Below are 25,199 nucleotides of genomic sequence, written 5' to 3'. Positions count from 1 at the left end.
GGCGCAATTCACGAAATTTGTATATGCCTTCATTTGAATCTTTATATCAAGAATACCCCTGCTCGTACAATTCTCCCTTAAGTTGCGATCGCCCCTTCCAAACAGCGCAGCAAATCAAGGGCGCTAAGTTTTGCTTGGAATGTGGTTTTCCAGCAACTTTACCGCAGGAGGCTGAGATTAAAGGAAGTCAGGGTACTTATCAAATAGCTAGTTTTGTTGGTGTGCGGGGTTTAGGCCGCCTATATTCAGCTATCCAACTCAAGGACAAACAACCTGTAATCATTAAAGAATACCTGCTCCCCAATCGTTCTTTTAATGAAAGCGAGACTCAAAAGCGGAAAGAGACTTTTAAACGGGTAGGTGGGGTAAGTTTAGCCGATAGTCGAATTCAAAACTTCCGTCTTGTGGAAACTAAAGAAGCGATCGCCGATCAAAAAGGAGAACGCTGTTATTTAATTACTAAAGGAATAGAGTCATCCCAAACTTTAGGTAAGTATCTGATAGAGAAGGGAGCCATGACATCTTCTGAAGTGCGTGAGGTACTAAATCAAGGTTTACAAACTCTTCAGTTTCTCCACACCCAAAAGCTGCGTTTTCCATCCAATCAAACACAACTGGGTATCACTCACGGCAATATCAATTTAGATAGTACTTTAATTAAAGTAGAAAATAATCAAAATTTTTCTATATACTTTTGTGATTTAGCTATCTGGGAAAACTTATTTATTCCACCAATTATTTCTCAACCCGCGCCCACCAGACCTGAGCAAGATTTAGAATCATTAGGATTGCTAGCTTTTTCTTTATGGGTAGGACGGACAACTAATTTTTCGTCCAACCAGCCTCTCGATCCTAGAGATAATCAACAATGGCCAGATACCGATAGCCATTTAAAGCAGTTTATTTATCGTTTAATAAGGCTGGAAACTCCTTTTGAAAGTGCAGAAGCGGCTCGTCAAGCACTGCTAGAACTTCCTAAAGAAGATCGTGGCAAAAGTTCGGTGCGTTCGTCGCCAGGTTCTCAAGAAATACAAAAGCGTTTCCCAATGCCCTTACTTTTGCTAGTAATTCTGGCGTTATTACTACTTGGTGGGGGAATTTGGTATTGGCTTTGGGGCAGAAAAACAGATAGTCCTAATCAATATATACAATGGTCTAGACTTGTGCGGAATTTTTCAGAAGTCCCCAACATTCCTTCTGGACAATTTACTTATACAGGAGAAAAAGACAGTACATGGAGTTATATTTTAACGCAACCTGTAGACAACAGTCGTTTAGGAGATTTATTAACCAGACCAAAGTCAGATGCAACAGCAACATTTGACTATAAATCTGTTTTGTCATCTAATGTAAATAATCCGATTCAAAGTATTGAAGAAGTCCAAACAAGCAAAAAAGATTTTGCAATTACTAGTTTGGTAGACAACATTACAGATAAACTTGCTAAAAAATCAGTTGCTTATGATGGGTTACTTGTTTTTGTAGCATTTAATAAAAGAGACTCAAATCTTGCCAATGCTCTTGGGGGGCAAATCAATCTTGAGCAATTGCGTCAAATTTATACAGGCAAAATTACTAATTGGCAGCAGATTAGTCCCAAACTTCCAAATCTGCCTGTGAAACCTTTTGCCCCAACTGAACCAGAAGCAATCAGTAAATTTCAAGAAATAGTTCTGAAAAATGCCCCTCAAGACGAAGCTTTATTTGCAGCAAAAGTTACTAAACTTGATACAACAAAAACCCAAAACCTGATACGTAGTGAGATTTTAGAAGGGCGAAGCACTGGTATTATCAGTTTTGGCATTATCAGTAAAACTTCGACTCAGTGTACTGGCTATCCGTTAGCGATTGCCAATGGCAAAAATTCAGCGATTCAACCTCTGTTTCAAAGACGCGATCGCCGCTCAATTAATCCCTCAGATGACTTGTGTCAGCATGATGATTATTATGTTGATGTCACAACTTTCCAAAGCTACCCTCTGGGATACCCTATTTTTGTAGTGTACCCTAAAGATAGCAGCCGCCTACCTGGTGGTTCTACATTTGCCCAGATGCTAACTACTCGTCAGGGTCAGTGTTTACTTAGTAAAGTAGGTCTTGTAGCTTTACAACCCATGCCTGATGATATAAATTCCTATGCCTGCAAATCGGTGCCCTAATCCCAGTTGCGAATATTTTAACCGCGCCCTGCCTAACAATGCTAAGGTTTGTCCCTGGTGTTCTACTCCTGTGGGTAATGTAGTTTCCTCTACACCACAACCACCTAGTCAAGCACCGCCTATTCAACAACAACCTAGTCAACCACCTGTTCAGTATCAGCGACCGCCTACAGAGCAACCTAACTATCAGGTTCCCCAACAAGCTCCCGTTGATTATTCAACAGTTTATCAGCCACGAGTTTCCTATCAACCAACACCGCCTGTTTATACCCCTCCGTCTCAAAGAGCGCCAGCCTTAAAGCTGATTCATAGCACTGGCAGAGAATTTCATCTTGTTGGGGAAGGAGGTTATATTGGTCGCCGCAGTCAGAGTCCAGGAATAGCGCCGCCAGAAATTGACCTGACCGGTATTCCTAGTGAAGGAATAGTCTCTCGTCGTCATGCACGAGTCGATTGGGACTGGTCGCAAAATTCCTACATGATTGTTGACATGAGTACAAATGGTATTTATTTAAACAACAATTCTCTCACTCCCGGTATGCAGTATCGCCTGCTTAACGGTGATTCACTACGATTTGGTCAGGATAACCTAGTTAATTTCACTGTATATATTGGGTAGTAGAAAGCTGATTTTATAACTTTTAATTAACAAGATTTGGGGCTTAACAACAAGCTTAAGCCCTTTGTTAAAGGTAGACAAACTTTTGGGCTAAATAATTTAGTAAACCTGCTGTTGACAACTCATTTTTACCTTCTTAAATCTAAAATTCGGTCATTAGACCTCTTGCACAAATATTAATAGACCCCCCTTAATCCCCCCTTATAAAGGGGGGAAATTGAGCAAGTTTACTCCTTCCTCTTACCAAGGGGAGGGTTAGGGTGGGGTTTTGAGGATTCATGCAAGAGGTCTATTAGTCATTTTCGGTTATCACGAAGGACAAAGGACAATGGACAAATGACGGTGGACAGAGGACAAAGGAAAAATGAGCAATGTATTTCGGGAATTTCTGCAAAAAGTAGGAAGTGGAAATCACACAGCCGAGAATTTAACGCGTATTCAGGCAGCCACCGCTACTAAGATGATGCTGCTGGGTGAAGCGACACCTGCCCAAATTGGAGCCTTTTTGATCGCTCATCGAATTAAGCGTCCCACGGGGGAAGAGTTAGCCGGAATGTTAGATGCTTATGAGGAATTGGGGCCAAAACTGCAACCAATAAACTCTGAGCGAGCAGCGATCGCTCTTGGCATTCCTTATGATGGTAGAACACGCACAGCACCAATTAGTCCGGTAACAGCTTTACTACTCGCCGCAGTAGGACAACCAGTGGTAATGCATGGTGGCGATTGCCTACCAACAAAGTACGGTTTACCCCTGATAGATATTTGGCAGGGTTTAGGAGTCGATTGGACTACCCTACCACTAGCAAAAACCCAACAAGTGTTTGAGCAAACGAAAATCGGCTTTATTTATCTACCTCAGCATTTTCCCTTAACTACAAGTATTTGGGAGTACCGCGACCAACTTGGCAAACGTCCGCCCTTGGCGACAATGGAGCTAATTTGGTGTCCTTATGCTGGGGATGCTCATGTAATTGCTGGGTTTGTGCATCCGCCAACAGAAGGAATGTTTCAGATAGCTCTAGGACTGCGAGGAATAACAAAATTTACATTAGTTAAAGGATTGGAAGGGAGTTGCGACTTACCGCGCGATCGCACTGCAATCATCAGCTTATCTTCATCCGTAGCATCCCAAGAGGTAGAACGATTACATCTTGTACCGCGTGATTACGGCTTTACTACCAAGAACGTACCCCTTGGAACTACTGAAGAACTAGTGGCGGATATTCAAGAGGTTTTGGCAAGTAAACCAGGTGAATTGATGCAAACAGCCTTGTGGAATGGCGGATTTTATCTATGGCGGAGTGGTATTTGTCCAGATATGGCAGAGGGTTTAGCTAAAGCAGAAGAATTATTAACCAATGGTGTAGTAGCAGCTAAACTTCAAGAACTGAGCCAGGTAGTAAATTCAGCCAGAGCTGTACCTTTTAGGGTGTCAACGACTTCTCCAAAATAGATTTTTGTTCCAACCAATCCTGACCCACTTGGATACTGATATCCGAGGCAAGGTTGCCAGTGCTTTCCACTCGCACTTCTCCAAAGCCCAAAGTACTGCGGATTGATTCAGCACTGTCACCATCACCTTGTTGGGCGACAATATGAGTTACATCTAAAGGTTCACCCCATGCTTTGGCTACATAGATATTACGATACCCAGATTTTTCCAAGGCTCTAATTAACGGTTGGAGGTTAGAGCGATCGCCACCTGTACTATCTTGAATTGCTACACGCAAAGAGCGGGGGTCAGTCGCAGTTCCCAATTCCTGTTCTGACTCCAAACCAAAGTGTTGAGCCATCAGTTTCGCAATACCATCTTTGTTGGGCAACCAATAGCTAGCATCAAACTCGCCTTTCTCGCTAAAGCGACCTGGCAGCATTAACATTTGCATATTAGAGCGATTTGTCCGCACCCCAAAACCCATTAGCGCCACTAATTCTTCAACCGTCAAGTTAGTATCAATGTGTTCTTTGACAACATCAAGAACTTTAGGTAATTGAGCAACAGTAGCCGGGTTGAGTGTTTGCTCCATCAAAGCACGAATCACCATTTGCTGCCGCTGAATCCGACCAATATCACCGAGTTCGTCATGGCGAAAACGCAGCAATTGTAGCACCTGATCGCCGTTTAGATGCTGCTTACCCGCCTTCAAATTGATGTACAAATGCTGAGAATCATCTTGGTATTTCATATCTTTAGGGACGTAGACAGTCACACCGCCCAAAGCATCAATCAGTTTGGCAACTCCCAAAACGTTAATTCGGATATAGCGATCAATTCCTGCCCCTCCTAAGAGATTACTGACAGTTCTGGCAGTCAAAGCTGGCCCACCTTCAACGTTGGCGGAGTTAATTTTTTTTACTCCATACCCCTCTATTTCTGTGCGGGTATCTCTGGGAATGGAGAGCATATTTATTTTTTTCGTCTCTGGATCGAATTTGACCAAGAGCATCACATCAGAAAGACCATCAAAGGAGTTGACTTGGGGCAGGTATTTGAGGTTTTTGGTTTCTTCGGGAGGGTTTTGGATATCTGGCGGAAGTACGCTCATTCCCATCACCAAAAGATTCACTGGGCGAGTTAATTCTGAAAATCGCAGCACACCTCCAGAAATGCGATCGCTATCAAAGGCCGCCTCATCCTTGGGAGTTAGCTGGGCTTGTTGCAGAGGCGTACTGGTTAAAGATACCGCCAAAAGTGCCCCCGCAGTTGCTGACACCATTGCAATACCACTCATCCCTACCCAAAACCACAGCCAACGTCCTGATGTCGATTTCTGGGAAATTTTTTTACTAGACCTTGAGGCTTTTCCCGACTGGTTTTCTTCCGCCGAACTTCTTTGAATGGTCACAGACTTCCTCACACTTACTCACTAATCAAATTCAGTAATTTTGCAGACTAAAAACACCCAAACAAATCAACCCATAATAGCTAACTCTTAATTATCGGTGCTAACTTTTTTAATGTAGTGTCAACCACAACACTTATAGCAACATTTATTCTTTTTTTGGGACAACCTGGAGATGTTTTACTGAAGTATGGCAATAATAAACTGGATTTGACTAGATATATAAATAAATCAGCCATAAATTTTCCAAAAATCAGTAAAAACACCGACAAATTCTTACCCGAAAAAATTAAGATAAATACTTGCCAAGCAGTCGTTCTGCTAAATTACTAAACCCTGGTAAACGACCAGATTTGCCCTGCATTAGGCGCAAAATCAACCAAATACTTACTAAAAAGTAACCTGATGTGAGAAAGCTATTGAGGATAAATAGACGTAGCGGAAAAAAATCTGAAGTTGCTGCTCCGGTAGATAATAATAGATAACTCAACAGCCAAGTAAGTGCCAAAGTAATAGACAGACGACTAATAGCAAGTTGTTCCCGACTACCCTGGCCCCGATATAGCGTCCACAAGGATGGAAAAAAGCCGACAATCGGAACTAAATGTAAAAGCAACTGCATTTTGGGCATTGGAGATGGGGCATGAAGAAGAGACAAGGTAGACAAGTCAGAGGGGGGATTGGGAGAGACTTGTTCAATAATTCCCCCTTGTCCTGCCTGTCCCTCTGCCCATCTGCCCGTCTGCTCGTCTGCCCGTCTGCTCCCCTGCTCCCCTGCTCCCCACTCCCCACTCTCCATTCCCCACTTCCCATTCTCTTTTGGTTCAATATTCTCCATTGGGGTTAGTCTAACTCCTAAACTAGAAGGATGAATAAGACTCATATAGTTAGAGATAATAAGCTGTAAAGAAAAATTTCATTTAGTCCTATTCCAATCAGCTCAAAATGCAGACACGCAAGCTACTCGACTGGTGGCAAAGATTCACACCAATAGCGCGAATCGGGGCGATCGCGTTATTCCTTCCGCTGCTAGTTCTCAATGGTTGGGCACTTTCGGTTTTCTTTAATTATTTCCATTCTCTCATAGTCATTTTAGTTGCAGCCTCAGTGCTAGCATTTCTGCTCAACTACCCCGTGAGCTGGATGGAGCATCATGGTGCGAAGCGAGAGCAAGTCGCTATCTTAGTATTTCTCTTGGCTTTATCGATTTTATTGGCATTGGGTGTGACACTTTTTCCCCTGGCTCTTACCCAAGCTCAACAACTGGTGGCTCGTTTGCCAGAGTTAATCGACTCTGGACGCTCTCAGTTAATGATCTTAAACGGAAAAGCTGAGACTTTTGGCTTACCGATTAACCTCGATGCTCTAGTGGTGCAAATCAATGATCGCGTCAAAGGACAATTGCAAGCGATCGCTGGACAAGTTTTAAATCTGGCTGTGCTGACAGTTACTAGCCTGCTAGATATTCTCTTAACGATAGTTTTGACTTTTTATCTTTTACAGCATGGCGGTGAACTCTGGGAAAGTTTAGTGGAATGGCTACCTAATAAATTTCGCGATCCTTTCTCCAAAACAGTCCGCCTCAGCTTTCAAAATTTCTTCATCACCCAGTTGATTTTATCTACCTGTATGGCTTCAGCCCTCATTCCTACCTTTTTGTGGCTGAAAGTACCATTTGGGTTACTATTCGGCCTAACTATTGGTCTGATGGCTCTCGTCCCCTTTGGCGGTTCTGTAGGTATTGCTCTGACTACACTATTAGTAGCGTTGCAAGATTTTTCAATGGGTGTAAGAGTGTTGATCGCAGCCGTAATTGTACAGCAAATTCTCGAAAACTTAATTGCCCCCCGAATTTTAGGCAGTTTTACTGGTTTAAATCCAGTTTGGATTTTAATTTCAGTCTTAACAGGGGCAAGAATTGGTGGACTGTTGGGTGTAATTGTGGCAGTACCTACAGCTGTTGTGATTAAGACTGCTTTAAGTGCCTTGCGTCCTGGTAACGAGATAAACGACAGCGCCACTGGGGAGATAACTGCATCCGTTCCAGCAAACGAGTCCTCGAAAGCTGATGCCAACAAAACTTTGAGCATTTCTGAAGCGACATTGCCCTAATACAAGAAGGCAGGAGCAAGAAGTGTATCATCAGTTATTTATCAGCAACGGTAAGGGGCAAAGGGAAGGGTAAAAAGCTATTGCTCCGATGGTGGGCAACTATTATCAATCTTTTACCCTTTACCCCTCTTATTTATTTATTAAATTCTGTATCACTAACCGAATTACAGAAGCTGTTAATCATAGAAACAACAACTGCCGATTATAATTTTCAACAAATTCAACATGGGCGATCGCTTTCAAGCAATTGTCTTTGCTCTTAATATACAAATGAATCAGATGGGTACAATCACTACCAAAGACTGTACGCAGATATACTACTGGGATAAAAACAAAAACTTTCGGATGCACCGAAAGAAGATGTAATTCTAGAAGTGAGAAAACTTGATGAATTAGAGACATTCGTAGGTTAAAAAAACGCTTTAATGATGGTCGCAATGTCTGGTTTAAGTCTGGCACGTTAGAAAAATATTTACTGAAACGGAATATGATAAATTGCACAACATAGTTGCTGTTATGTACCATTATTGACAGGTTAAGGTGATAAACAATTTGTCAATCAGTAATATTTTGCAAGAATACACTTGGTTGGGCATTGATGGTGTAAGTAGATGTAAAGTCGACTTCCTTGTTAAAGATGACTTTTCTCAGTACTGGCATAATTCACGCTTAGAGAGTACAGCCTGAAATTGACTCTGCAAGAATTGCTATTTGCTGGGTAAATTGGGATATAGATGCGGAAAAATTTTCTGTGTAAACTTGACCAGCAAATGGTATGAAAAACTATTATCAAGATTTTTTAATTCGTGATTGGGTGAAAAGCGATCGCACCAGAGCCGCCGAAGTCATCAGTTATGTATTATCAGAATACGGTCTGGGTTGGGAACCAAAGGGTGCTGACCAAGATGTGTTGCGAGTAGAAGAATATTATTTAGCTACTGGGGGAGAGTTTTGGGTAATTGAACACCAAAGCCAGTTAGTAGGTACTGGAGCATACTACCCCATACACCGAGGCGAAAAAGCTGTAGAAATCCGCAAAATGTATCTTTTGCCCAGCATCAGAGGTTTAGGATTAGGAAAATATTTGTTACAACAGCTAGAAGCAGCGATCGCAAAGCGTAGTTTTCAACAAATTTGGATTGAAACCGCCAGTGTTTTGGTGGAAGCAGTCAAGCTGTATGAAAGCAATGGTTACACTCCAGCAACGGGAGTAGAAACAACAAGGTGCGATCGCGTGTATGTTAAATTCCTCAACCAGCCTTAAATGCACACTTGGATTAAAAATCTTACAGGCTTACTCAATCTTTTTCTCCAATCCCATTGTCCTTTATGTCAACGTGCAACTTCGCAAGAATTTTGTCACAACTGCACCAGGCAGCTGCAAAAATGTCAACGTAAAGACCCAATTTCTCTATGGCAAGAGCCTATACCAGTGTTTGGCTGGGGGGAATATGGTGGCCCAGTGAAACGGGCGATCGCAGCGATGAAATATGAAAATCAACCCCAAATAGCTCGTCCTTTGGGTCAATGGTTAGGAGAAGCATGGTTGTTAAATTCACCGAGGCGAGATAGCCAGCCTGTAGTAGTTCCCATCCCACTCCACGCTAGCAAACAAAAACAACGTAAATACAATCAAGCTGCACTGATAGCACAAAGCTTCTGCGAAATAACCGGATTAAAATTGAAACTAAACGGTTTAGCAAGAGTGCGAGAAACTGAAGCGCAGTTTGGTTTGTCGGTATCTAAACGAGAAAAAAACTTGGACAAAGCTTTTGCTATTGGACAAGAATTTCGCCATCGTCCTCCAAATGTCCCTGTGCTGTTAGTGGACGACATTTATACTACTGGTGCTACTGCTAGGTCTGCTGTGCAAACACTTCGTCAGTATGGAATTGTGGTCTTAGGATTAGTAGCTGTAGCCACTGCCGTCAAAGACGGGTAAATCAAGAATTAACACGCAAGCTTTAAAGTAATAAGTGGATACATTGACCGAATTAACCTATTTTTCTAGAAAAATTGCTTTAAATGTATGAATAAAGTTTTTGCGGCAGGTTTAAAACAACTGATGATCATTCCTGCCACATCGCTGGCAATAGGCATTAGTACAAGTGCAGCTTTTGCTCAAAATAAATTGTATAGTCCAATACCTTTATCTAACAGCAGTGAAATTAACGATAGCCTCTCAGATAAAGACATTCCCACAGGTCAAGGTGGATTTGCCCGTGATTACACTGTGAAGTTGCAGAAGGGCGATAATTTAGCAGTTGACCTGTCATCAGAAAACTTTGACAGTATCATCACACTACTGGCACCTGATGGTTCAACTCTAGCAGAAAATGATGATGGTCCTGATGGTAGTAGCAATTCCTTACTATTTACTCGCATCGTAGAGACAGGGAATTATGTTATTCGTGTCCGGTCTTTTGGGGAAACTGGGGTTGGGGCTTTTAAACTCAAGGTGACAAAGTTGCAACCGATTAAGTGAAGCGGGCGTGGCGCGTGGGGCACAAGAGGCGGAGGGGCAAAGGGGCAGAGGGGAAAAACTTACTGCAACTTCTTTTGTGCTCCCCTGCTCCCCTGCTATTTCTTAAAAAACGGTCAATACACAGAGAAATAAGGCTTCAGTCCACTCAACGACTGCACCGTAAGTATCTCCAGTGTGTCCACCTAGTTTGTGGTTGAACCATGCGCCAGTTAAAGTGGCGATCGCACTGCCAACAACTATCATTGTCAGTGCGAGAAATAGCTGCTGTTTATCTATCAGCCAAAGTAAACCACTCAAACTAAATAACAACACTAATCCCGGTAACAAATCTTTATAAGAACAAATGGCTTGTTTGTGAAATGCGCCTTTACCAATAGCTTTCAGATAAGGGTATCGCGCGATCGCTAGTTGCTGCCCCCAACGTCCCCAGCCACAAGCAGCCATTAGCAATAACCAACGGTTTTCTGGCATATCCACTAAAGCTGTTATTTTTAGTATCACCAAGGCGATCGCAGCCATTGCTCCAAAAGCACCTGTAGCACTATCTGCCATCACCTCCAGTCGCCGATCTGGGTCGCCCACTGCTAAACCATCGGCAGTATCCATTGCCCCATCTAAGTGCAATCCTCCAGTTATGGCAATCCAAATACTCACTACCAAAGCACTACGAGTTAGCACGGGCATACCAATATAATCCATCCCTGTATCCAGTAATCCTAAAATTCCCCCAATTATCAACCCAACAAGCGAAGCAAGATGTGCCACTCCTCGAAAGTCTAATCCGTTCAAATACGGTAGTGGAATACTAGTGTAAAATATAATACTAGCTGCCAGCTTTAACAGCAGCATTCTCCACCACTGTTGCCGTTTCGTCATCTGAATTACATTAATATTTGGTAAACTGCTGGATAATAGTCTTTATTTCAGTACAACATAACCAGACTTTAAAACTTTAAATAAGATTTACTTCTATCAAACATTCTCTTAGAAAATTTTGTTATGCTGGTCTAAGTGGCAAGTCAGTATTTAAGAGTAGTTTCTTATACAAAAAAAAGCGATTTATGAAGTTAAAATTCCATCAAGGAGCAAAATTTGTGTTTTGTATTCGTTAACTAAAAACTTACTCTAAATTATTAGACGATTGCCCCAGAAAATTGATATTTTTTTAAATGTAGGGAGTAAACAAGCTATTCAATTATGACAGTTTAGCTATGTTGTTGCTCTCCTTAGCTCAATCGCAATTTTCCTATGAGTTATCATCTACCCGACACCAGGATACCAGCTCCGTGCATTATCAACACGGGCATCATTGTGAATAAGCTCGACATCCGGCGATTGCTAGCGGATTTAGGTCGAGTCCACTACATCTACACCCAAGAAGATAAGGTACTGAGCGAGGGTGAAGGGGATGTGATGGAAGTTTTTGCCAATCCGCAAAGGTCTACCTTAGTAGCTAACCGCGCGCTATATCTGAATGTTTGTAGTTTTGATTACTTGGAACTAAAACAGTCGTCGCAACAAGAAACCTACTTTGATTTGATGCAAGAAGGAGTGTGTCTGCGGTTAATTCCCCGATCAACACCTATACAAGAGCGACGAGAGCGAAGCTTCAATGTCAGCGCCATAGAAGCGATGATGGAACAAGTACTCTCAGCTAGGTGGGATGCAGAAATTGACGATGACTGTTCTGATTCTTTCTAAATAACAATTATTTAGAGTATATACTCATAAAGTTGGTAACTAGGTTAGTAATGAATGCTTAAGTGTTCGCTAAAACTCAATTACCAATCTTGATGTTGGTTCATAATTTAGTTAAATAAGATTAATTTTGCCTTAATACCATTTGGTTTTATGGCTGCTAGTACGGCAAGGCAAAAGTCAAAAGGAGCCAGTGCGCCCTTGCGGTTCCCCGACTTGTTCGCTTTTAGCGTTCCCGCTTTCTTAGCAACTGGCTCTCAAAAATCAAAAGTTAAAAAGCTTTCATTTTGGACTTTCTGGCTGTAATGAAATGGTAGGTTTGTTTCTGCTGTGTTGTCTAGTTATGGATTTCTGAAACTCTTTAGTGATTAGTGTTTCACAATCCAAAATCTGTTTTGAAAAGTTTGAGCAGAGGGTTTCCTTTGCTCAAACTTTTCGCAAAATCTAAAATTCCAAATGGCATGAGTGCGAATTTTTCTTTTCAATGTCTTGCTTGCTGTAGTCAGACAAAAGCTAGAGCAGGAGTGCTTTTCACCCCTCACGGTCTTGTAGAAACCCCCAGATTTATGCCAGTGGGAACGTTGGCTAATGTCAAAACTCTTACCCCAGCCCAGCTACGAGATACTGGGGCACAAATGATATTATCCAATACTTATCATCTTCATTTACAACCAGGGGAAGCGATCGTGGCTGGGGGTGGTGGATTGCATAAATTTATGGGTTGGAACGGTCCAATGCTCACAGATTCGGGTGGGTTTCAGGTCTTCAGCTTAAGTGAGATACGAAAAATTACTGATGAGGGCGTAACTTTTCGCTCGCCTCATGATGGACAAATTATTAACTTAACACCAGAGCGCTCCATTGAGATTCAAAATACTTTGGGGGCCGATGTGATTATGGCCTTTGATGAGTGTCCGCCCTACCCAGCAACTCGCCAAGAGGTAGAAACTGCAACTGAGCGCACTTACCGCTGGTTAGAACGCTGTATAACAGCTCATCAACGTAGCGATCAGGCGTTGTTTGGGATTGTGCAAGGGGGCGTGTATTTGGATTTGCGTTGCCGTGCGGCAGAAGCTTTGGCTAAGTTGGATTTGCCTGGATATGCCATTGGTGGCGTGAGTGTGGGAGAACCGCCAGAATTGATGGCTGAGATTGTGAAAGTCACAGCACCGCTTCTACCCCCCGAAAAGCCGCGTTACTTGATGGGTGTTGGTACTTATCGGGAAATGGCGATCGCGATCGCATCTGGTATAGACTTATTTGATTGCGTCATTCCCACCCGCTGGGCAAGACATGGTACAGCGATAGTCCAAGGTGGACGCTGGAATTTAAAAAATGCTAAGTTTCGTGAAGATTTTACGCCATTAGATGAAACTTGTTCGTGCTACACTTGTCAAAATTTTAGCCGTGCTTATATATCTCATTTAGTGCGATCGCAAGAAATTTTGGCTTATACCTTGTTGAGCATTCACAACATTACCGAACTAATTCGCTTTACGCAAAAAATTCGAGAAGCAATATTGAGCGATCGCTTTTTTGCAGAATTTGGTCACTGGCTCAACTCATCTAAATCAGCACCAGATAAGGATGAAATTATAAATGACTATTGACCAACGATCAAGACTCAAACCATGTTAAGATACTTCTCAATTATGAAAGCTGTGTTGGATAGGTGGATTTAAACAAACATGGAAGCAGCACTTTTATTAGCAAAACTGCCAGAAGCTTACCAAATCTTCGATCCTTTGGTAGACGTTCTCCCAGTTATCCCCGTATTCTTCTTGTTGCTTGCTTTCGTTTGGCAAGCAGCTGTGGGATTTAGATAAGTTAATCTATTGTTCAATTTATAGGACAGGTACTCTACCTGTCCTATTTTTTTTGCAGCGCTGTGTTTGATAAAGTTAATATTTATTAATATTTTGCAATAAATTATTATAATAAATAAGATGTTAATCAAGCTATGTCAATATGAAGCCTTTAAAGCCAAGCTTATAGTTAAGGAGGAATTAGTTGTGGGTAATATCAAATTCATCAAAGAAAATAAAGAAGTAGTGGCGGCAGATGGTGCTAATCTGCGCCTCAAGGCGATACAAAATGGTATTGACATATATAAAATGATTGGTAAGATGACCAATTGTGGTGGTAATGGTCAGTGTAGTACTTGTGTTGTGGAAATAGTCGAAGGACTAGAAAATCTTTCCCCCCGCACAGACGTAGAAAACCGAAAATTCAAGAAAAAGCCAGAAAATTACCGCCTTGCCTGTCAAACTTTAGTGAATGGCTCAGTCAGCGTAGTCACGAAGCCTTAAGTTCTCAAATCTGTCATGTATATATCCAGTCAGTAGTCAAAATACTTACTAAAATTGAGTTTCCTCTCTACAAGACGCTATGCGAATATTTTGAATTTTGAATTTTGAATTGGTATAACTCTGTCATCGTTGATGCTATCCTAATGTTGTTGACTGGAAATTTAAGAGAGGCTTTCTTGCCATGCAAGTTAATGACCTGGGGTTCATAGCGAGCATTTTGTTCGTACTAGTCCCTGCCGTGTTTTTACTCATTCTGTACATCCAAACTGCTAGCCGCGAAGGTGGAAAAGATAGTTAAGAGTTTGTCTATAAAATAAATAACCCCTGCACCAATAGTGTAGGGGTTTTTATTTATCAACTATCAATTTAGTGCTGTTAGCATAGCCTGTACTAGGTGCTGAATAGTAAAGACAAGATAAATCTTACTTCTTTACTATTTTATGACAACAATTATTATACTCAGCACTGTTTACTTTAAGCGATTGTCCGCGCCAACAATACTGGGCAAGTGGCATTGACTCGAACATAGTCAGACAAGGAAGATCCGATGAGGCGATCTATGTCAACAAAACTCTTAGCGATCGATGGACGACGATCTGGAGAACCGAGCAATAATAAGTCTATATTCAACTCTTCTGCCAATCGACAAATTTCTTCACCAGGCTTGCCACTGCTGATATAAGAACGAGCTTGGATACCTTGTTTTTCAGCTTCTGCAACAGCTGCTGCTAAAACTGGATTTTTATCTGAGTTAACCTGGGTTATTTCCGATTTTTTACCCCCAAAATCTGTAATAATGTTTGCCAAAATTAACTCACCACCTGGAATATCTCGGAGTATAAACAATGCTAATTTCAAGCAATTTTTTGCTGAATCAGAATTGTCTATTGCCACCATAATGCGCTTAATTCTTTTAACATAAATGTCATCTTTTACCAACAACATGGGGCGAGAAGATAGTTGGAAAACATACTGACTGACTGAGTTCGATAAAATCGATTGCAACCGCTTCAGTCCGCGTGAACCCATAATAATCAAGTCAGCGTCGATTTCATCAGCGACTTGGCAAACCACATCTTTAGGGTCACCTTCACGCAAAATTGAAGAAACTTGGCTAGGATCTAAGTTCAAGGTTTGAATAGCATTCGCCAGAATTCTACCACCATTTTCCCATTTAGCTGTCATGGTAGTAGCAGTTCTTTGTGCAGGAACAACATGCAAAATCGTAACTTTTGCAGATTGAATTGAAGGGATTTCTTTCAGGGTTTTGAGCATTTCCTCTGCGTGTCCCAATCCCGATACAGCCAGCAAAATTCTTCTGATCATCTTACGTAATTTTTGTGAAGTTTACTTTTGTTTTCGCTGTTGGTACTTGGCTCTGGTCAGATTTTCACCACCTTGCTTGACAACCTAGTTAGTAAATCGGCACAAATAAACTTTGTTTTTAGTATTTAACACTCAAACAAACAGCAAAGTATAAAAAACTAAACAAATGTTTAAGTTTATTTGCACTTATTTGCTGAAATTTTCAACTAAACTTCAACTATTAAGCATACTCTCAATTTAGTCTGATGAACTTAATAAATTATGATGTTAGTTATTATTTTTAATCTATGTTTACTTTTGTTAATTATAGGTTAGATAAGTATTGCAAAGAAATGCCAAAATAACTCTATAGGAAAATTGATTCAGTATAAGCTTTAACAGGCGATCGCTTATGGTTTGAATAGTTTACACTCCTCCTAAATTTACCGTGTTATCGAGCTCTTTTAAGTCTTTTGCAGTTTTGGTAACTCAGATAGGATTGCGATATCGGAACATCCGCAAAATGTGGGATAACAAGATCCGAATTCGGATATTCTAAATAATCGAAATTATATTTAATACTATATTAAAACCCCCCAGATTCTATTTTGAGGGTTTGTTTGATAACTTGTGAGATTTGCTTAACTTAGAAGTGCCCCTGGCTGTCCGTTTGTAGACTACAAACGAAGCTAGGGTTTTGACTGAGGTATTCAGCACCGTTAAGGTGTGGGGAATTTAATTATTCACGGTGATTTGAGATAGTTTTACTTCAAAATTCAGAATTCTACTGTATTAAATTACGAATTATTTAAAACCTGCCATTTCCCTGAACAATGTGCTTAACAGTGGTCAAGGTTTCCAGGCTGATAAATCCCCGACGATGACCTTTTTGATTAGACATACCGAGAAACACTGAATCTCCCCGCGAGGGGTTACGCGAAAAACGCGGGGAAGTGTTGATGTAGGTAGAGGCACTGGTAACTCCCAAGGCAAACTGCCGACTTTCCTGGTAGGATTCAGTCACGATGGAGTCAGCATGACCACTACTATATTCATTAATCCAGGCGATCGCAGCCTCTAAGCTATCCACCAGTTTAAAAGCTACTGTCCTCGTTAAATAAGGGTTTCCCCATTCGCCTTCCTTTACCAGTTGCAACCGAGGAAAGGCTTGTACTAGTTCTGCATCACCTTTAATTTCAAAGCCTTTTTCCATCAAGCTGTTCCATAAAACGGCTATTGATGATGGCAAGGCTTGACGATGAATTAGTACCTTTTCAATGGCATTGACTTGATCGGGTTCACTTTGATGGCTATTAAGAATCATCCAGCGCACCATTTCTAAGCTACTATTCAGCGACCAGTAAAGGTAACAGTTACCCATCGCTGACTTTAAAACTGGGCAAGTTGACTGTCGGACTACCTGCTGTACTAAGCTAGAACGTCCGTAGGGAATCACTAAATTCACGTACCCGTCTTGGGTGACGAGATCCCGAATCGAAGCACCATGTTCGGCTGTAATCAGTTCTACACAACCTGGAGCTAGACCAACTTCTGCGATTGCATTTTGCAGTGCCTCAGCGATGGCGGCATTGGAATGGCTAGCTTCAGTGCTGCCTTTGAGAATTATACAATTACCAGTTTTGATACAAAAACCTGCTGCGATCGCCCCTAAATCGGGAAATGCCTCATAAATAAATCCAATCACTCCCAAAGGCATTAATTGGATGTAACTTTGGGAATCTTCCAGTTGATAATCAGCAGTTCTGACGCGTCGCAGCGGATCTGATAATTCCCCCAACCTTTGTAAAATGTCTACTGTCATCTCTAGCCTTGTGGGAGTCAATTTCAGCCAATCCAATATCAGCTCAGGCACAGCCATTTCCCGACTGGCTTCTAAATCCAAGGTATTGGCTTCTAGAATGTCATCAAATGAGCGCTCAATCGCCTTGGCCATTGCCAATACTGCACGACTGCGGTCTACTCCCTTTGTGAGTCCCAACTTTTGGGAAGCTTGATAGGCTCGTTGGGCACTAGTAATCGGTTCGGGGTGGTCATCTAAAACTTCAACAGTCATTGAGTTAACGTCTGTAGGTAAGCCAGACCATTAGTGCTGGTAAGATAGCCAATAGCACCGCCACTATTGCCCAAGCAATAATGCTGGAACCATTTGCCAATCGCAGTGCTAATGGCAACCATATAATCACTAGCACGAAAATAATGCCAAGTGCTATAGGCAGATAGCTTTCTCCCAAGCGGGGATGGACAACATGCCAACTATTTCCCATCCAACGCCAAGCTCGTTTGTAGGGATAGGTGGTAGAAAGCTGTTCTAGGACATGACCATTATCCTCTACCACAAAGATTTGCTGACAGCGATCGCAACCAAATGCTTCTGTCAGCGTAATCGGAATTAACTGACCCCGGCGACGACAAGGACAGGGGTATTCGGTATTGAAATCGATTTTTTCGGGTTTTTGAGATTGCACAAGCGTTCTAATAACTTGAGCGTGTTTTACATGAACTGCGAGAATATGATGCCTTAGAGGCTTCTGTGTTTATATACATAGAAAGGCAATACAAACATTGTCCTGATTAAATATAGTAGATGCAGCTAACTTTAAGTATACTAGTTGCCAAATTAGTACGGAGTTATCTATTTGTAGTCTTTCCCCGTAGCTGGCGATCTTGTTTAAAAACTTTCTTCTTTTCATCTGTCGCTTTCAAGGTAATGTGGTTGCGTTTTTGGGGATTTATTATGCTGACACACCTGGTACAATTTTAAGCATAGGTGGCGACTACTTCGAAAGCAAACCCTTTGGGAAGGCTACGCTCGTAAACAACACACATTAATAAACCCGCTAATTTCCCTTTGGGCCAATAAATATTACTATTGGTTCTCAAGATTACATCGGCATTAGATCCAATCTCTATTCCTTAAAGTTCACAAGTGTTTGCAAAGCGGGAATTGCTAAAACATCTATTGTAGTGTGTAACTCTTTGTCCAAATTACAAATTATAGATTGTGGCTAATCTTGACTGAATCTGTCCACATTTGGAGTGGTTTACAAGAGTGCAGAGCTAATCTACGAATACTTCAACGCACCCTAAAAACATTAAACCTCTTCGAATTGTTAAATTCAAGAGGTTTTATTTGGAAGCGGGTAACGCGATTCGAACGCGCGACATTCACCTTGGCAAGGTGACGCTCTACCACTGAGCTATACCCGCGATCATCACCCAAATATCAATATCTCAGATTTATCCGTAATTGTCAACCCCTTAATTTGGTCATTGGTCATTGGTCATTCGTCATTAGTGAATAACAAAGGACAAAGTGCAAAGTCGAGCCAGCCGCACAGGAAGGGTTTTCCAACTTGGGCTAACTGGCGTTGAGCGGAGGTTTCCTCCGTTGGCGCAGCCCACCGCAGGCATCAGACGGCAGTTCCTTTAAGCGGGGGAACCCCGCCAACAGACTGCCTCAACTTTGTAAGAGAGGACTAATGACGGATTAGCCGAGTTCTTCTGACTCCACAGTTAAATTGCCGACGCTGGTACTTTGCAAAGAGGGTGGTAAAGACTGGCTATTACGAGAATATGGCTCTGCCAGGTTAGAACGCAGTTGCCGCATCAGGCTAGCCATTTCTAGGGCATTCAGAGCGTAATCCCAGCCATGATTACCTTTTATGCCTGCCCGTTCTAGGGCCTGCTGCATAGTATCTACTGTCAAAATGCCAAAAATTACTGGCACCCCTGTTTGAAAGCTAGCGGCGGCAATGCCTTTAGAAACCTCTGAGGATACATAATCAAAATGGGGGGTTTGTCCTCGAATGACTGCGCCAAGACAAATTACAGCATCATAACGATGAGAAATTGCTAATTGGCGAGCTACTAAAGGTACTTCAAAACTTCCCGGAACCCAAACATAGTCTACCTGATTACCTTGGGGATTAGGGTCTACACCGTGACGTTTTAAACAATCTTGACATCCCTCTAGCAGCTTTCCGGTAACGAGGTCATTGAATCGACCAATCACCACTGCAAACCGCAAAGGCTCCGTTTGGGTAAAAGTTCCCTCGAAAACTGCCATGACTGCCTCTTTATCAACTATACTTCTGGCCAATATACATTTCTTATTTAAATGTAGAGGAGCAGGAAAGCGCGGTCAGGATGAAGTTATCAGGAAAAAGAAAAATCCCTTGTTTCCCTTAACCTTTGACCTTGGCTTTTCTGCCCCTCTAGTTCTTATATTATGTGCCTGCGTCAGAGCGAAGCCGTCGCCTACACGACAAAAAAGTTTAACAAACCAACTAAAAATACCAGACCAATCCAGACACCAGAACCAAGCCAGAGCAGTTTTTTAGATTCACCCCAATTTTGGGGAGTGGCGTAAGCAACCGGAACTCCAACAACGAGGACAAAAGATAACACCACTAAACCTATCAAGGCAAATTGGAATATTATGGTCATTTTTGCTTCTCCCAATACAGCGAAATACTAAGGTATAGAATATCCTAAAGGGCGACACTGACACTTTCTTATTATTTTTAAGCTAGCAGAAATTGCAACATTTTTGTCATTTGTCCTTTGTCTAAGTATCAATGACTAACGACTAATGACTGTAAAACTATGGATTTAATTCTTTGCCATACAACAGCAGATTTTGACGCATTAGGAGCAGCAGTAGGATTAACGCGCCTACTATCGGGAAGCAAGATTGTGCTAACTGGCGGCTCTCATCCTACGGTACGGGATTTTTTAGCATTGCATCGGGATGAATATCCTTTGATTGAACGCCGTTCGGTGAATCCAGAAAAAATTCGCTCTTTGACTGTGGTGGATACACATCAGCGCGATCGCTTGGGTAAAGCTGCTGAGTGGTTAGATTTACTTAGTCTAAAAGAGATTATAGTTTATGATCATCACTTAGGACAAGAATCAGATATTCCGGCGACGCGATCGCATATTGACTCAGTAGGAGCCACCACAACTTTAATCGTCGAGCAATTGCAACAACAGGAAATTTCCTTGACTGCTGCCGAAGCGACTGTAATGGCTTTGGGTATCCACGTTGACACTGGCTCTTTGACGTATGACCAGTCTACAGCACGGGATGCTTTAGCTTTGGCTTGGTTGATGCAACAAGGTGCTAGTTTATCAGTAATTTCTACCTACCGTGACCCCGGATTATCTCAGCAATTGCAGCAGCTATTAACTGAGGCACTGGAACGTTTAGAATATCTCTGTCTACATGGATATACGGTCGCTTGGGTAATTTTGAAAACAGAAGCTTTTGTGCCAGGGCTATCGAGTTTAGCTTCGGAACTTGTGGAATTAACCGAAATTGATGCCCTACTATTGGCTAATGAGTATTCTTTAGGTGAAGAGGATTCACGCTTGACTGTAATTGGGCGATCGCAAATTCCCAAAACGAATCTTAACCTATTATTCCAACCTCTAGGAGGCGGCGGTCATTCGCAAGCCGCATCGCTAAATCTAAGGGAAGTTAATTCCCAAGCAATATTAAAACAACTTCTTGATGGGATAAAAGCACAAATTCCTCATCCCCTCACTGCTAGGGATTTGATGTCTTCTCCTGTCCGCACGATTCTGCCTGAAACGACAATTGCCGAAGCCCAGCGTATTTTATTACGCTATGGACACTCTGGTTTATTCGTAGTCGATACTCAAGGGCAACTAGTAGGTATTATTTCGCGGCGGGATATTGATATCGCCTTACACCACGGATTTAGTCATGCACCAGTCAAGGGCTACATGACCAAGAATCTCAAAACGATTACACCAGATACGACATTGCCACAAATTGAGTCACTGATGGTAACTTATGATATCGGACGCTTACCAGTATTGGAAAATGAGCAGTTAATGGGCATTGTCACCCGTACTGATGTCTTGCGGGAATTACATCAAGAAAGGGATGAAGACCAAGAGAAAGAGCAGAAATTCAAAATTCAAAATGACGCTCATAGACTCGCTAACGCTGCGCTAACAAAATTTAAGATTCCTCTTAGCATTGAATTGCAAAATCGCCTTGCTCCGCAACTGTGGCAATTACTCACTACAGCATCGCAAGAGGCAGAAAAACGGGGTTGGCATCTTTATCTAGTGGGCGGTGCGGTGCGGGATTTGCTGTTAGCTGAGGCAACATCAGGCACTTTGATGATTAAAGATATTGATCTGGTGGTTGATGGCTTTCATAAATCAGCAGATGTTGGCGCTGGTGTGGAATTAGCAAAAGCACTCCAACAACTTTATCCTGCTGCCCGCTTAGAAATCCACGGGGCTTTTCAAACTGCAGCTTTGCTGTGGCACAAAGACCCAGAATTAGATTCTTTATGGGTAGATATTGCCACCGCTAGAACAGAATTCTATCCTTATCCAGCCGCAAATCCAGAAGTTGAGGCGAGTTCTATTCGTCAAGATTTGTATCGTCGAGATTTTACGATCAATGCCCTTGCCTTGCGCCTGACTTCTCCTCGTACTGGTGAGTTACTCGATTTTTTTGGGGGATTACTAGATTTACAAGCTAAACAAATTCGGGTTTTACACGCCAATAGCTTTATCGAAGACCCTACCCGCATTTTTCGTGGTGTGCGCTTTGCGGTGCGCTTCGGATTTCAGATAGAATCGCAAACTGAAGAGTTTATCCGCTATGCCATCAACAGCGGTGTTTACGATCGCACTGCTCAAGAGAATAGCAGAACTCCAGCCCTGCAAACTCGACTGAAAACAGAACTAAAACACATCCTAGAAGCCCCCTACTGGAAATCAGCTTTACAGTTACTCGATAACTTAGAGGCATTGCAATGCATCCATCCTACCCTGAAGCTAGACACAGAACTCTTGCGACAATTACGTTTGCTAGAACGCTGTTTGCGGCGATTTGACCCGCAACCAACCCTGATTCATTGGGAAATGCGTTTAGAAGCGTTAATCGCCCATCTTGCACCACAATATCGAGCAAAAGTGGCAAAGAACTTACAACTGCAAGAAGATGGTGTTAAACGTTTGCAAAACTTGGCTTCTGCTCAAACTGAAGTAATGGAATCTTTACCTAAGTGTCAAAATCCTAGTCAAGTAATGCAGTTGTTGCGACAGTACGATTTACCAATGCTGATTTTAATCGCTGTGCAAAGTCTGCGATCGCTTAGACATCAGATTTGGGAATATTTAACTGTTTGGGCTAATGTGCAGCCACTATTGAATGGCAATGATTTAAAGAAACTGGGTTACAAACCAGGGCCTCAATATCGACAAATATTAGATGATATACTTGCTGCTACCTTGGATGGAGTAATTAAAGATAAAACTGAAGCTGAGGAGTTTTTAGTACAACACTATCCTAAATGAAATAGCTCTGGTCTAAATTGTATCTGGATTGATATTTAACTCCCGCAGTTTTGCTGCCAAACGTTCAGCCTTTTGTTCTGCTTGTTCAGCCTTTTGTTCTGCTTGTTCAGCCTTTTGTTCTGCTTGTTCAGCCTTTTGTTCTGCTTGTTCAGCCTTTTGTTCTGCTTGTTCAGCCTTTTGTTCTGCTTGTTCAGACGTTTCTTCCGGTGTTGGTACTAGTTGCCCATCTCGTGTAAAAAATCGTAATAAACCGTCATAAACTCCCAAATATAAATCTAGCTGATGACTCCACAAATATCCTTGTTCGCTTGCTTGTAGAGGTTGATATTCTCCATCTACTAAATGAAATCCCGCAAATTCTTGTGTGTAAGGGTCAAACCAAAAATAGTCGGGTGTGCGGAAGGTATCTTGATAAATTGTTTTCTTTAAATCTTTGTCAGTATTCGCTGTTGAGTCAGACAAAATTTCTAAAATTACATTCGGATATTTGCCATCTTCTTCCCAAACTACCCAGCTTTTACGGGTTTTACGTTCACATCCCAGCACAACAAAAAAGTCTGGCCCCCGGAAGTGTTCTGATTTGCGTTGGCGTGGACTGTAGTAAATAGTCAGATTTCCAGCTGCATAGAAATCGTTTCTATCTCGCCATAGCCATTTTAGACATTTGAGTAAGAGCATGATTTGCTCTAGATGAAGTTCGCTTTCCAAAGGAGGCTCATCGCTATATAAATCACCAGGAGGGAATATAACATCTTGACAGATGCCTTCTTGAGAATCTAATTCTTGAGCAATAGTCATAGAATGCATACGGCATCAAGTAGTTATGGATTAATTTTAGCAGTGTTATGGTTGGCGATCGCGTAGCGTACTGTAGGTAATCGCCTATTATTAGGGTAATGGTAAATAAACTATTCTGTCTTAATATTCATTGTCTTTTGATGCAAAAGCAATTATTATAGGTTCTTCTATATTTTCACCAATACTTAAATTTGGATTGAGGATGAAAATTCCTGGTACGTGACGATTAACAGCGATATGATCAGCTAAATGTACTGGCATAGAAGTTCGGTTATTTGTCACTAAGACAAAATTATTATCCTCACACCAACATAGGATTTCTGGATCAAGTGTACTTTTTAGTGGAGTTCCTGATTCTCCTACCACTTTGCTCACAATATCAGGTTCTCGTAATCTAATTTGATTTGGATATACAGGATTGACATTTTCATCAATCAGATATTGCAGTGTCATGCTTGCTGTTTTGCTTGTCTTTCAATTCGGAGTTAACGCAGTTTTTCTGACACTGGCGGGGGATTAAGCCTCTGTTGTTCTCGCATTCTCTGACCATGTTCTATCCAGTTTTTCATGTAAACACTGACAGTTTCTTTGTTTTGCAAGTAATAAAGAATTGTTGCATATACTTGCTCTAAAGATATTGTTTGATAGATTTGGGCAATTTCTTCTGAAGAACGTCCACAATCAATGTATTCATAAAAAATTGTTTCAATCCCAATTCTTGAGTCTTTGAGTCTAATATCTTCAGAAGATAGGAAGTTGAAATATTCTGTAATTTGTTTGGTAGGCATAGATTAACTTATTTTCGTTGTGTTATATATCGTAAGCTTTTTGTGAAAGCGATCGCACTACATGAAGAGGTGGCAAAAAAATGCGATGTCTAGCGACAAGCCGCTTTGCATCTACGGACTCTTTAGCCCAAACCACAGCCCCACCCATAAAATGTATTTAAGATAGAATAAAACTGCTGTAAGTCTTTCTAGTAGGGCTGGGGAGTGTGGAAATACAAAAAGCGATCGCATCCTCGCTTTCCGAAATACCTTAGTGCTACACTGTAGTCAATATCAAACCTCATCACAACTCCAATGAGATAGCACAAATGAAGTAGTACCAAACACTTGTTGCACTAAAGCAACAAATGTCAACGAAGAATAAACGCAACTAGTTTGACAGGGTTACTTCACATAGTCATGCACTAAAAATATTGTCATCAATCCTATCTATATAAAATCGCTTGACAAGTGTCTGTGGCTGAGTTTTTTTGTGTCTAATCTACCCGTAATTTTTGGAGATACGCGGGTGGAAGTTTGCGAATTGAGGTTTGAGAAAAATGCCAAAAAAATCAATATTGTTAGCAGAGAATTTAGCCTATGACCTCAGCGTAGATAGAACTTTGTTTCAAGGAGTTCAGTTAGAGTCGATGGTGGGTATTATCCCACGCACCTCTCTGTTAGAACCGTGCGTGCCACTTTCATGGCACACGGCTCCCGATATTCTTCGGGT

26 protein-coding genes and 1 tRNA gene are annotated in these 25,199 nt (G+C 41.7%); 13 read left to right on the top strand and 14 right to left on the bottom strand.

Translation table 11 applies throughout. From position 1 onward, the window contains the following. Positions 1-23: 23 nt before the first annotated feature. The 3 genes from V7K89_RS12470 to V7K89_RS12460 all read left to right on the top strand — a co-directional run bounded on the left by V7K89_RS12470 (position 24) and on the right by V7K89_RS12460 (position 4,234). On the top strand, positions 24-2,159 hold the full coding sequence (locus tag V7K89_RS12470) for a substrate-binding domain-containing protein (RefSeq protein WP_335187479.1): 2,136 nt from the start codon (positions 24-26) through the stop codon (positions 2,157-2,159). After that, positions 2,137-2,778 (top strand): FHA domain-containing protein, encoded by a 642-nt coding sequence (locus V7K89_RS12465; RefSeq protein ID WP_335187477.1) that lies wholly within the window; start codon positions 2,137-2,139, stop codon positions 2,776-2,778. Before V7K89_RS12470 ends, V7K89_RS12465 begins: the two co-directional genes overlap by 23 nt. Positions 2,779-3,142: 364 nt before the next feature. Beyond that, entirely contained in the window at positions 3,143-4,234 is a 1,092-nt protein-coding gene (locus V7K89_RS12460) for an anthranilate phosphoribosyltransferase family protein (protein ID WP_335187475.1), read from the top strand. Here the strand turns inward: V7K89_RS12460 and V7K89_RS12455 are convergent. Both V7K89_RS12455 and V7K89_RS12450 read right to left on the bottom strand, forming a co-directional pair. Further along, a complete protein-coding gene (locus tag V7K89_RS12455; RefSeq protein WP_335187474.1) occupies positions 4,206-5,627 on the bottom strand; it encodes an LCP family protein in 1,422 nt (473 codons plus the stop codon). The two genes, V7K89_RS12460 and V7K89_RS12455, sit on opposite strands and share 29 nt — an antisense overlap. A 286-nt stretch (positions 5,628-5,913) precedes the next feature. After that, on the bottom strand, positions 5,914-6,255 hold the full coding sequence (locus V7K89_RS12450) for a hypothetical protein (RefSeq protein WP_335187493.1): 342 nt from the start codon (positions 6,253-6,255) through the stop codon (positions 5,914-5,916). A 314-nt stretch (positions 6,256-6,569) separates the two neighbouring features. Between V7K89_RS12450 and V7K89_RS12445 the strand changes: the two genes are divergently transcribed. Continuing rightward, positions 6,570-7,736, top strand: a complete 1,167-nt coding sequence (locus V7K89_RS12445) for an AI-2E family transporter (RefSeq protein WP_335187472.1) — start codon at positions 6,570-6,572, stop codon at positions 7,734-7,736. A 180-nt stretch (positions 7,737-7,916) separates the two neighbouring features. Here the strand turns inward: V7K89_RS12445 and V7K89_RS12440 are convergent, their stop codons facing one another. Continuing rightward, a complete protein-coding gene (locus tag V7K89_RS12440; protein ID WP_335187470.1) occupies positions 7,917-8,261 on the bottom strand; it encodes a hypothetical protein in 345 nt (114 codons plus the stop codon). Between the two features lie 250 nt (positions 8,262-8,511). Between V7K89_RS12440 and V7K89_RS12435 the strand changes: the two genes are divergently transcribed. The 3 genes from V7K89_RS12435 (at position 8,512) to V7K89_RS12425 (ending at position 10,221) form a co-directional block, all read left to right on the top strand. After that, positions 8,512-9,000, top strand: a complete 489-nt coding sequence (locus V7K89_RS12435; RefSeq protein WP_335187468.1) for a GNAT family N-acetyltransferase — start codon at positions 8,512-8,514, stop codon at positions 8,998-9,000. Then, on the top strand, positions 9,001-9,678 hold the full coding sequence (locus V7K89_RS12430) for a ComF family protein (RefSeq protein ID WP_335187466.1): 678 nt from the start codon (positions 9,001-9,003) through the stop codon (positions 9,676-9,678). An 87-nt stretch (positions 9,679-9,765) separates the two neighbouring features. Continuing rightward, a complete protein-coding gene (locus V7K89_RS12425) occupies positions 9,766-10,221 on the top strand; it encodes a PPC domain-containing protein (protein WP_335187464.1) in 456 nt (151 codons plus the stop codon). A 102-nt stretch (positions 10,222-10,323) separates the two neighbouring features. Here the strand turns inward: V7K89_RS12425 and cobS are convergent, their stop codons facing one another. Further along, positions 10,324-11,097 carry an adenosylcobinamide-GDP ribazoletransferase gene (gene cobS, locus V7K89_RS12420; RefSeq protein WP_335187462.1) on the bottom strand — a complete coding sequence of 258 codons (774 nt, stop codon included), beginning with the start codon at positions 11,095-11,097 and terminating at the stop codon, positions 10,324-10,326. 372 nt (positions 11,098-11,469) lie between these two features. Between cobS and V7K89_RS12415 the strand changes: the two genes are divergently transcribed. The 5 genes from V7K89_RS12415 to psbM all read left to right on the top strand — a co-directional run bounded on the left by V7K89_RS12415 (position 11,470) and on the right by psbM (position 14,526). Then, complete coding sequence (locus tag V7K89_RS12415; protein ID WP_335187460.1) at positions 11,470-11,922, top strand: hypothetical protein; 453 nt, start codon at positions 11,470-11,472, stop codon at positions 11,920-11,922. Between the two features lie 458 nt (positions 11,923-12,380). Next, a complete protein-coding gene (tgt, locus tag V7K89_RS12410; protein ID WP_335187458.1) occupies positions 12,381-13,529 on the top strand; it encodes a tRNA guanosine(34) transglycosylase Tgt in 1,149 nt (382 codons plus the stop codon). Positions 13,530-13,607: 78 nt separating this feature from the next. Beyond that, positions 13,608-13,745 carry a photosystem II reaction center protein K gene (locus V7K89_RS12405; protein WP_006195022.1) on the top strand — a complete coding sequence of 46 codons (138 nt, stop codon included), beginning with the start codon at positions 13,608-13,610 and terminating at the stop codon, positions 13,743-13,745. Between the two features lie 186 nt (positions 13,746-13,931). Next, positions 13,932-14,228: a 2Fe-2S iron-sulfur cluster-binding protein gene (locus V7K89_RS12400; protein ID WP_335187456.1), complete on the top strand. Its 297-nt coding sequence runs from the start codon at positions 13,932-13,934 to the stop codon at positions 14,226-14,228. Between the two features lie 181 nt (positions 14,229-14,409). Beyond that, positions 14,410-14,526: a photosystem II reaction center protein PsbM gene (gene psbM / locus V7K89_RS12395; protein ID WP_084227279.1), complete on the top strand. Its 117-nt coding sequence runs from the start codon at positions 14,410-14,412 to the stop codon at positions 14,524-14,526. Positions 14,527-14,702: 176 nt separating this feature from the next. Here the strand turns inward: psbM and V7K89_RS12390 are convergent, their stop codons facing one another. The 6 genes from V7K89_RS12390 to psbZ all read right to left on the bottom strand — a co-directional run bounded on the left by V7K89_RS12390 (position 14,703) and on the right by psbZ (position 20,000). Continuing rightward, a complete protein-coding gene (locus V7K89_RS12390) occupies positions 14,703-15,554 on the bottom strand; it encodes a universal stress protein (protein WP_335187454.1) in 852 nt (283 codons plus the stop codon). Between the two features lie 787 nt (positions 15,555-16,341). Continuing rightward, entirely contained in the window at positions 16,342-17,607 is a 1,266-nt protein-coding gene (locus V7K89_RS12385) for a glutamate-5-semialdehyde dehydrogenase (RefSeq protein ID WP_335187452.1), read from the bottom strand. Positions 17,608-17,611: 4 nt separating this feature from the next. Beyond that, positions 17,612-18,019: a hypothetical protein gene (locus tag V7K89_RS12380; RefSeq protein WP_335187450.1), complete on the bottom strand. Its 408-nt coding sequence runs from the start codon at positions 18,017-18,019 to the stop codon at positions 17,612-17,614. A 670-nt stretch (positions 18,020-18,689) separates the two neighbouring features. Beyond that, positions 18,690-18,761: transfer RNA gene (locus tag V7K89_RS12375), tRNA-Gly, on the bottom strand. 280 nt (positions 18,762-19,041) lie between these two features. Next, positions 19,042-19,620, bottom strand: coding sequence for a 6,7-dimethyl-8-ribityllumazine synthase (gene ribH / locus V7K89_RS12370; RefSeq protein WP_335187448.1), 579 nt, complete (start codon positions 19,618-19,620; stop codon positions 19,042-19,044). Positions 19,621-19,811: 191 nt separating this feature from the next. Continuing rightward, on the bottom strand, positions 19,812-20,000 hold the full coding sequence (psbZ, locus tag V7K89_RS12365) for a photosystem II reaction center protein PsbZ (protein WP_292863021.1): 189 nt from the start codon (positions 19,998-20,000) through the stop codon (positions 19,812-19,814). Positions 20,001-20,159: 159 nt separating this feature from the next. Here psbZ and V7K89_RS12360 point away from each other — a divergent pair, with 159 nt between their 5' ends. Further along, positions 20,160-22,901, top strand: coding sequence for a CBS domain-containing protein (locus V7K89_RS12360; protein ID WP_335187446.1), 2,742 nt, complete (start codon positions 20,160-20,162; stop codon positions 22,899-22,901). A 12-nt stretch (positions 22,902-22,913) separates the two neighbouring features. Here V7K89_RS12360 and V7K89_RS12355 read toward each other — a convergent pair whose 3' ends face one another. From V7K89_RS12355 to V7K89_RS12340, 4 genes are all read right to left on the bottom strand, one after another. Then, the gene (locus tag V7K89_RS12355) at positions 22,914-23,699 is read right to left on the bottom strand and encodes a Uma2 family endonuclease (RefSeq protein ID WP_335187444.1); all 786 of its coding nucleotides are present in this window, start codon (positions 23,697-23,699) and stop codon (positions 22,914-22,916) included. 120 nt (positions 23,700-23,819) lie between these two features. Beyond that, on the bottom strand, positions 23,820-24,152 hold the full coding sequence (locus V7K89_RS12350) for a DUF5615 family PIN-like protein (RefSeq protein WP_335187442.1): 333 nt from the start codon (positions 24,150-24,152) through the stop codon (positions 23,820-23,822). A 32-nt stretch (positions 24,153-24,184) separates the two neighbouring features. After that, on the bottom strand, positions 24,185-24,487 hold the full coding sequence (locus tag V7K89_RS12345) for a DUF433 domain-containing protein (protein WP_335187440.1): 303 nt from the start codon (positions 24,485-24,487) through the stop codon (positions 24,185-24,187). Positions 24,488-24,509: 22 nt separating this feature from the next. After that, positions 24,510-24,635: a hypothetical protein gene (locus V7K89_RS12340; protein WP_335187438.1), complete on the bottom strand. Its 126-nt coding sequence runs from the start codon at positions 24,633-24,635 to the stop codon at positions 24,510-24,512. Positions 24,636-25,199: the final 564 nt, after the last annotated feature.

Source organism: Nostoc sp. (assembly GCF_036917515.1).
GTDB lineage: Bacteria > Cyanobacteriota > Cyanobacteriia > Cyanobacteriales > Nostocaceae > Nostoc.
The sequence above is the reverse complement of the archived record's forward strand: the minus strand, read 5'-3'. Positions and strand labels throughout refer to the sequence as shown.

Excerpts from the sequence above, each read along its gene's own strand:
- V7K89_RS12470 (WP_335187479.1), top strand. The coding sequence starts at position 24 with ATGCCTTCATTTGAATCTTTATATCAAGAATACCCCTGCTCGTACAAT.
- V7K89_RS12465 (WP_335187477.1), top strand. The coding sequence starts at position 2,137 with ATGCCTGCAAATCGGTGCCCTAATCCCAGTTGCGAATATTTTAACCGC.
- V7K89_RS12460 (WP_335187475.1), top strand. The coding sequence starts at position 3,143 with ATGAGCAATGTATTTCGGGAATTTCTGCAAAAAGTAGGAAGTGGAAAT.
- V7K89_RS12450 (WP_335187493.1), bottom strand. The coding sequence starts at position 6,255 with ATGCCCAAAATGCAGTTGCTTTTACATTTAGTTCCGATTGTCGGCTTT.
- V7K89_RS12445 (WP_335187472.1), top strand. The coding sequence starts at position 6,570 with ATGCAGACACGCAAGCTACTCGACTGGTGGCAAAGATTCACACCAATA.
- V7K89_RS12440 (WP_335187470.1), bottom strand. The coding sequence starts at position 8,261 with ATGGTACATAACAGCAACTATGTTGTGCAATTTATCATATTCCGTTTC.
- V7K89_RS12435 (WP_335187468.1), top strand. The coding sequence starts at position 8,512 with ATGAAAAACTATTATCAAGATTTTTTAATTCGTGATTGGGTGAAAAGC.
- V7K89_RS12430 (WP_335187466.1), top strand. The coding sequence starts at position 9,001 with ATGCACACTTGGATTAAAAATCTTACAGGCTTACTCAATCTTTTTCTC.
- V7K89_RS12425 (WP_335187464.1), top strand. The coding sequence starts at position 9,766 with ATGAATAAAGTTTTTGCGGCAGGTTTAAAACAACTGATGATCATTCCT.
- cobS (WP_335187462.1), bottom strand. The coding sequence starts at position 11,097 with ATGACGAAACGGCAACAGTGGTGGAGAATGCTGCTGTTAAAGCTGGCA.
- V7K89_RS12415 (WP_335187460.1), top strand. The coding sequence starts at position 11,470 with ATGAGTTATCATCTACCCGACACCAGGATACCAGCTCCGTGCATTATC.
- tgt (WP_335187458.1), top strand. The coding sequence starts at position 12,381 with ATGAGTGCGAATTTTTCTTTTCAATGTCTTGCTTGCTGTAGTCAGACA.
- V7K89_RS12405 (WP_006195022.1), top strand. The coding sequence starts at position 13,608 with ATGGAAGCAGCACTTTTATTAGCAAAACTGCCAGAAGCTTACCAAATC.
- psbM (WP_084227279.1), top strand. The coding sequence starts at position 14,410 with ATGCAAGTTAATGACCTGGGGTTCATAGCGAGCATTTTGTTCGTACTA.
- V7K89_RS12390 (WP_335187454.1), bottom strand. The coding sequence starts at position 15,554 with ATGATCAGAAGAATTTTGCTGGCTGTATCGGGATTGGGACACGCAGAG.
- V7K89_RS12385 (WP_335187452.1), bottom strand. The coding sequence starts at position 17,607 with ATGACTGTTGAAGTTTTAGATGACCACCCCGAACCGATTACTAGTGCC.
- ribH (WP_335187448.1), bottom strand. The coding sequence starts at position 19,620 with ATGGCAGTTTTCGAGGGAACTTTTACCCAAACGGAGCCTTTGCGGTTT.
- psbZ (WP_292863021.1), bottom strand. The coding sequence starts at position 20,000 with ATGACCATAATATTCCAATTTGCCTTGATAGGTTTAGTGGTGTTATCT.
- V7K89_RS12360 (WP_335187446.1), top strand. The coding sequence starts at position 20,160 with ATGGATTTAATTCTTTGCCATACAACAGCAGATTTTGACGCATTAGGA.
- V7K89_RS12355 (WP_335187444.1), bottom strand. The coding sequence starts at position 23,699 with ATGACTATTGCTCAAGAATTAGATTCTCAAGAAGGCATCTGTCAAGAT.
- V7K89_RS12350 (WP_335187442.1), bottom strand. The coding sequence starts at position 24,152 with ATGACACTGCAATATCTGATTGATGAAAATGTCAATCCTGTATATCCA.
- V7K89_RS12345 (WP_335187440.1), bottom strand. The coding sequence starts at position 24,487 with ATGCCTACCAAACAAATTACAGAATATTTCAACTTCCTATCTTCTGAA.
- V7K89_RS12340 (WP_335187438.1), bottom strand. The coding sequence starts at position 24,635 with ATGGGTGGGGCTGTGGTTTGGGCTAAAGAGTCCGTAGATGCAAAGCGG.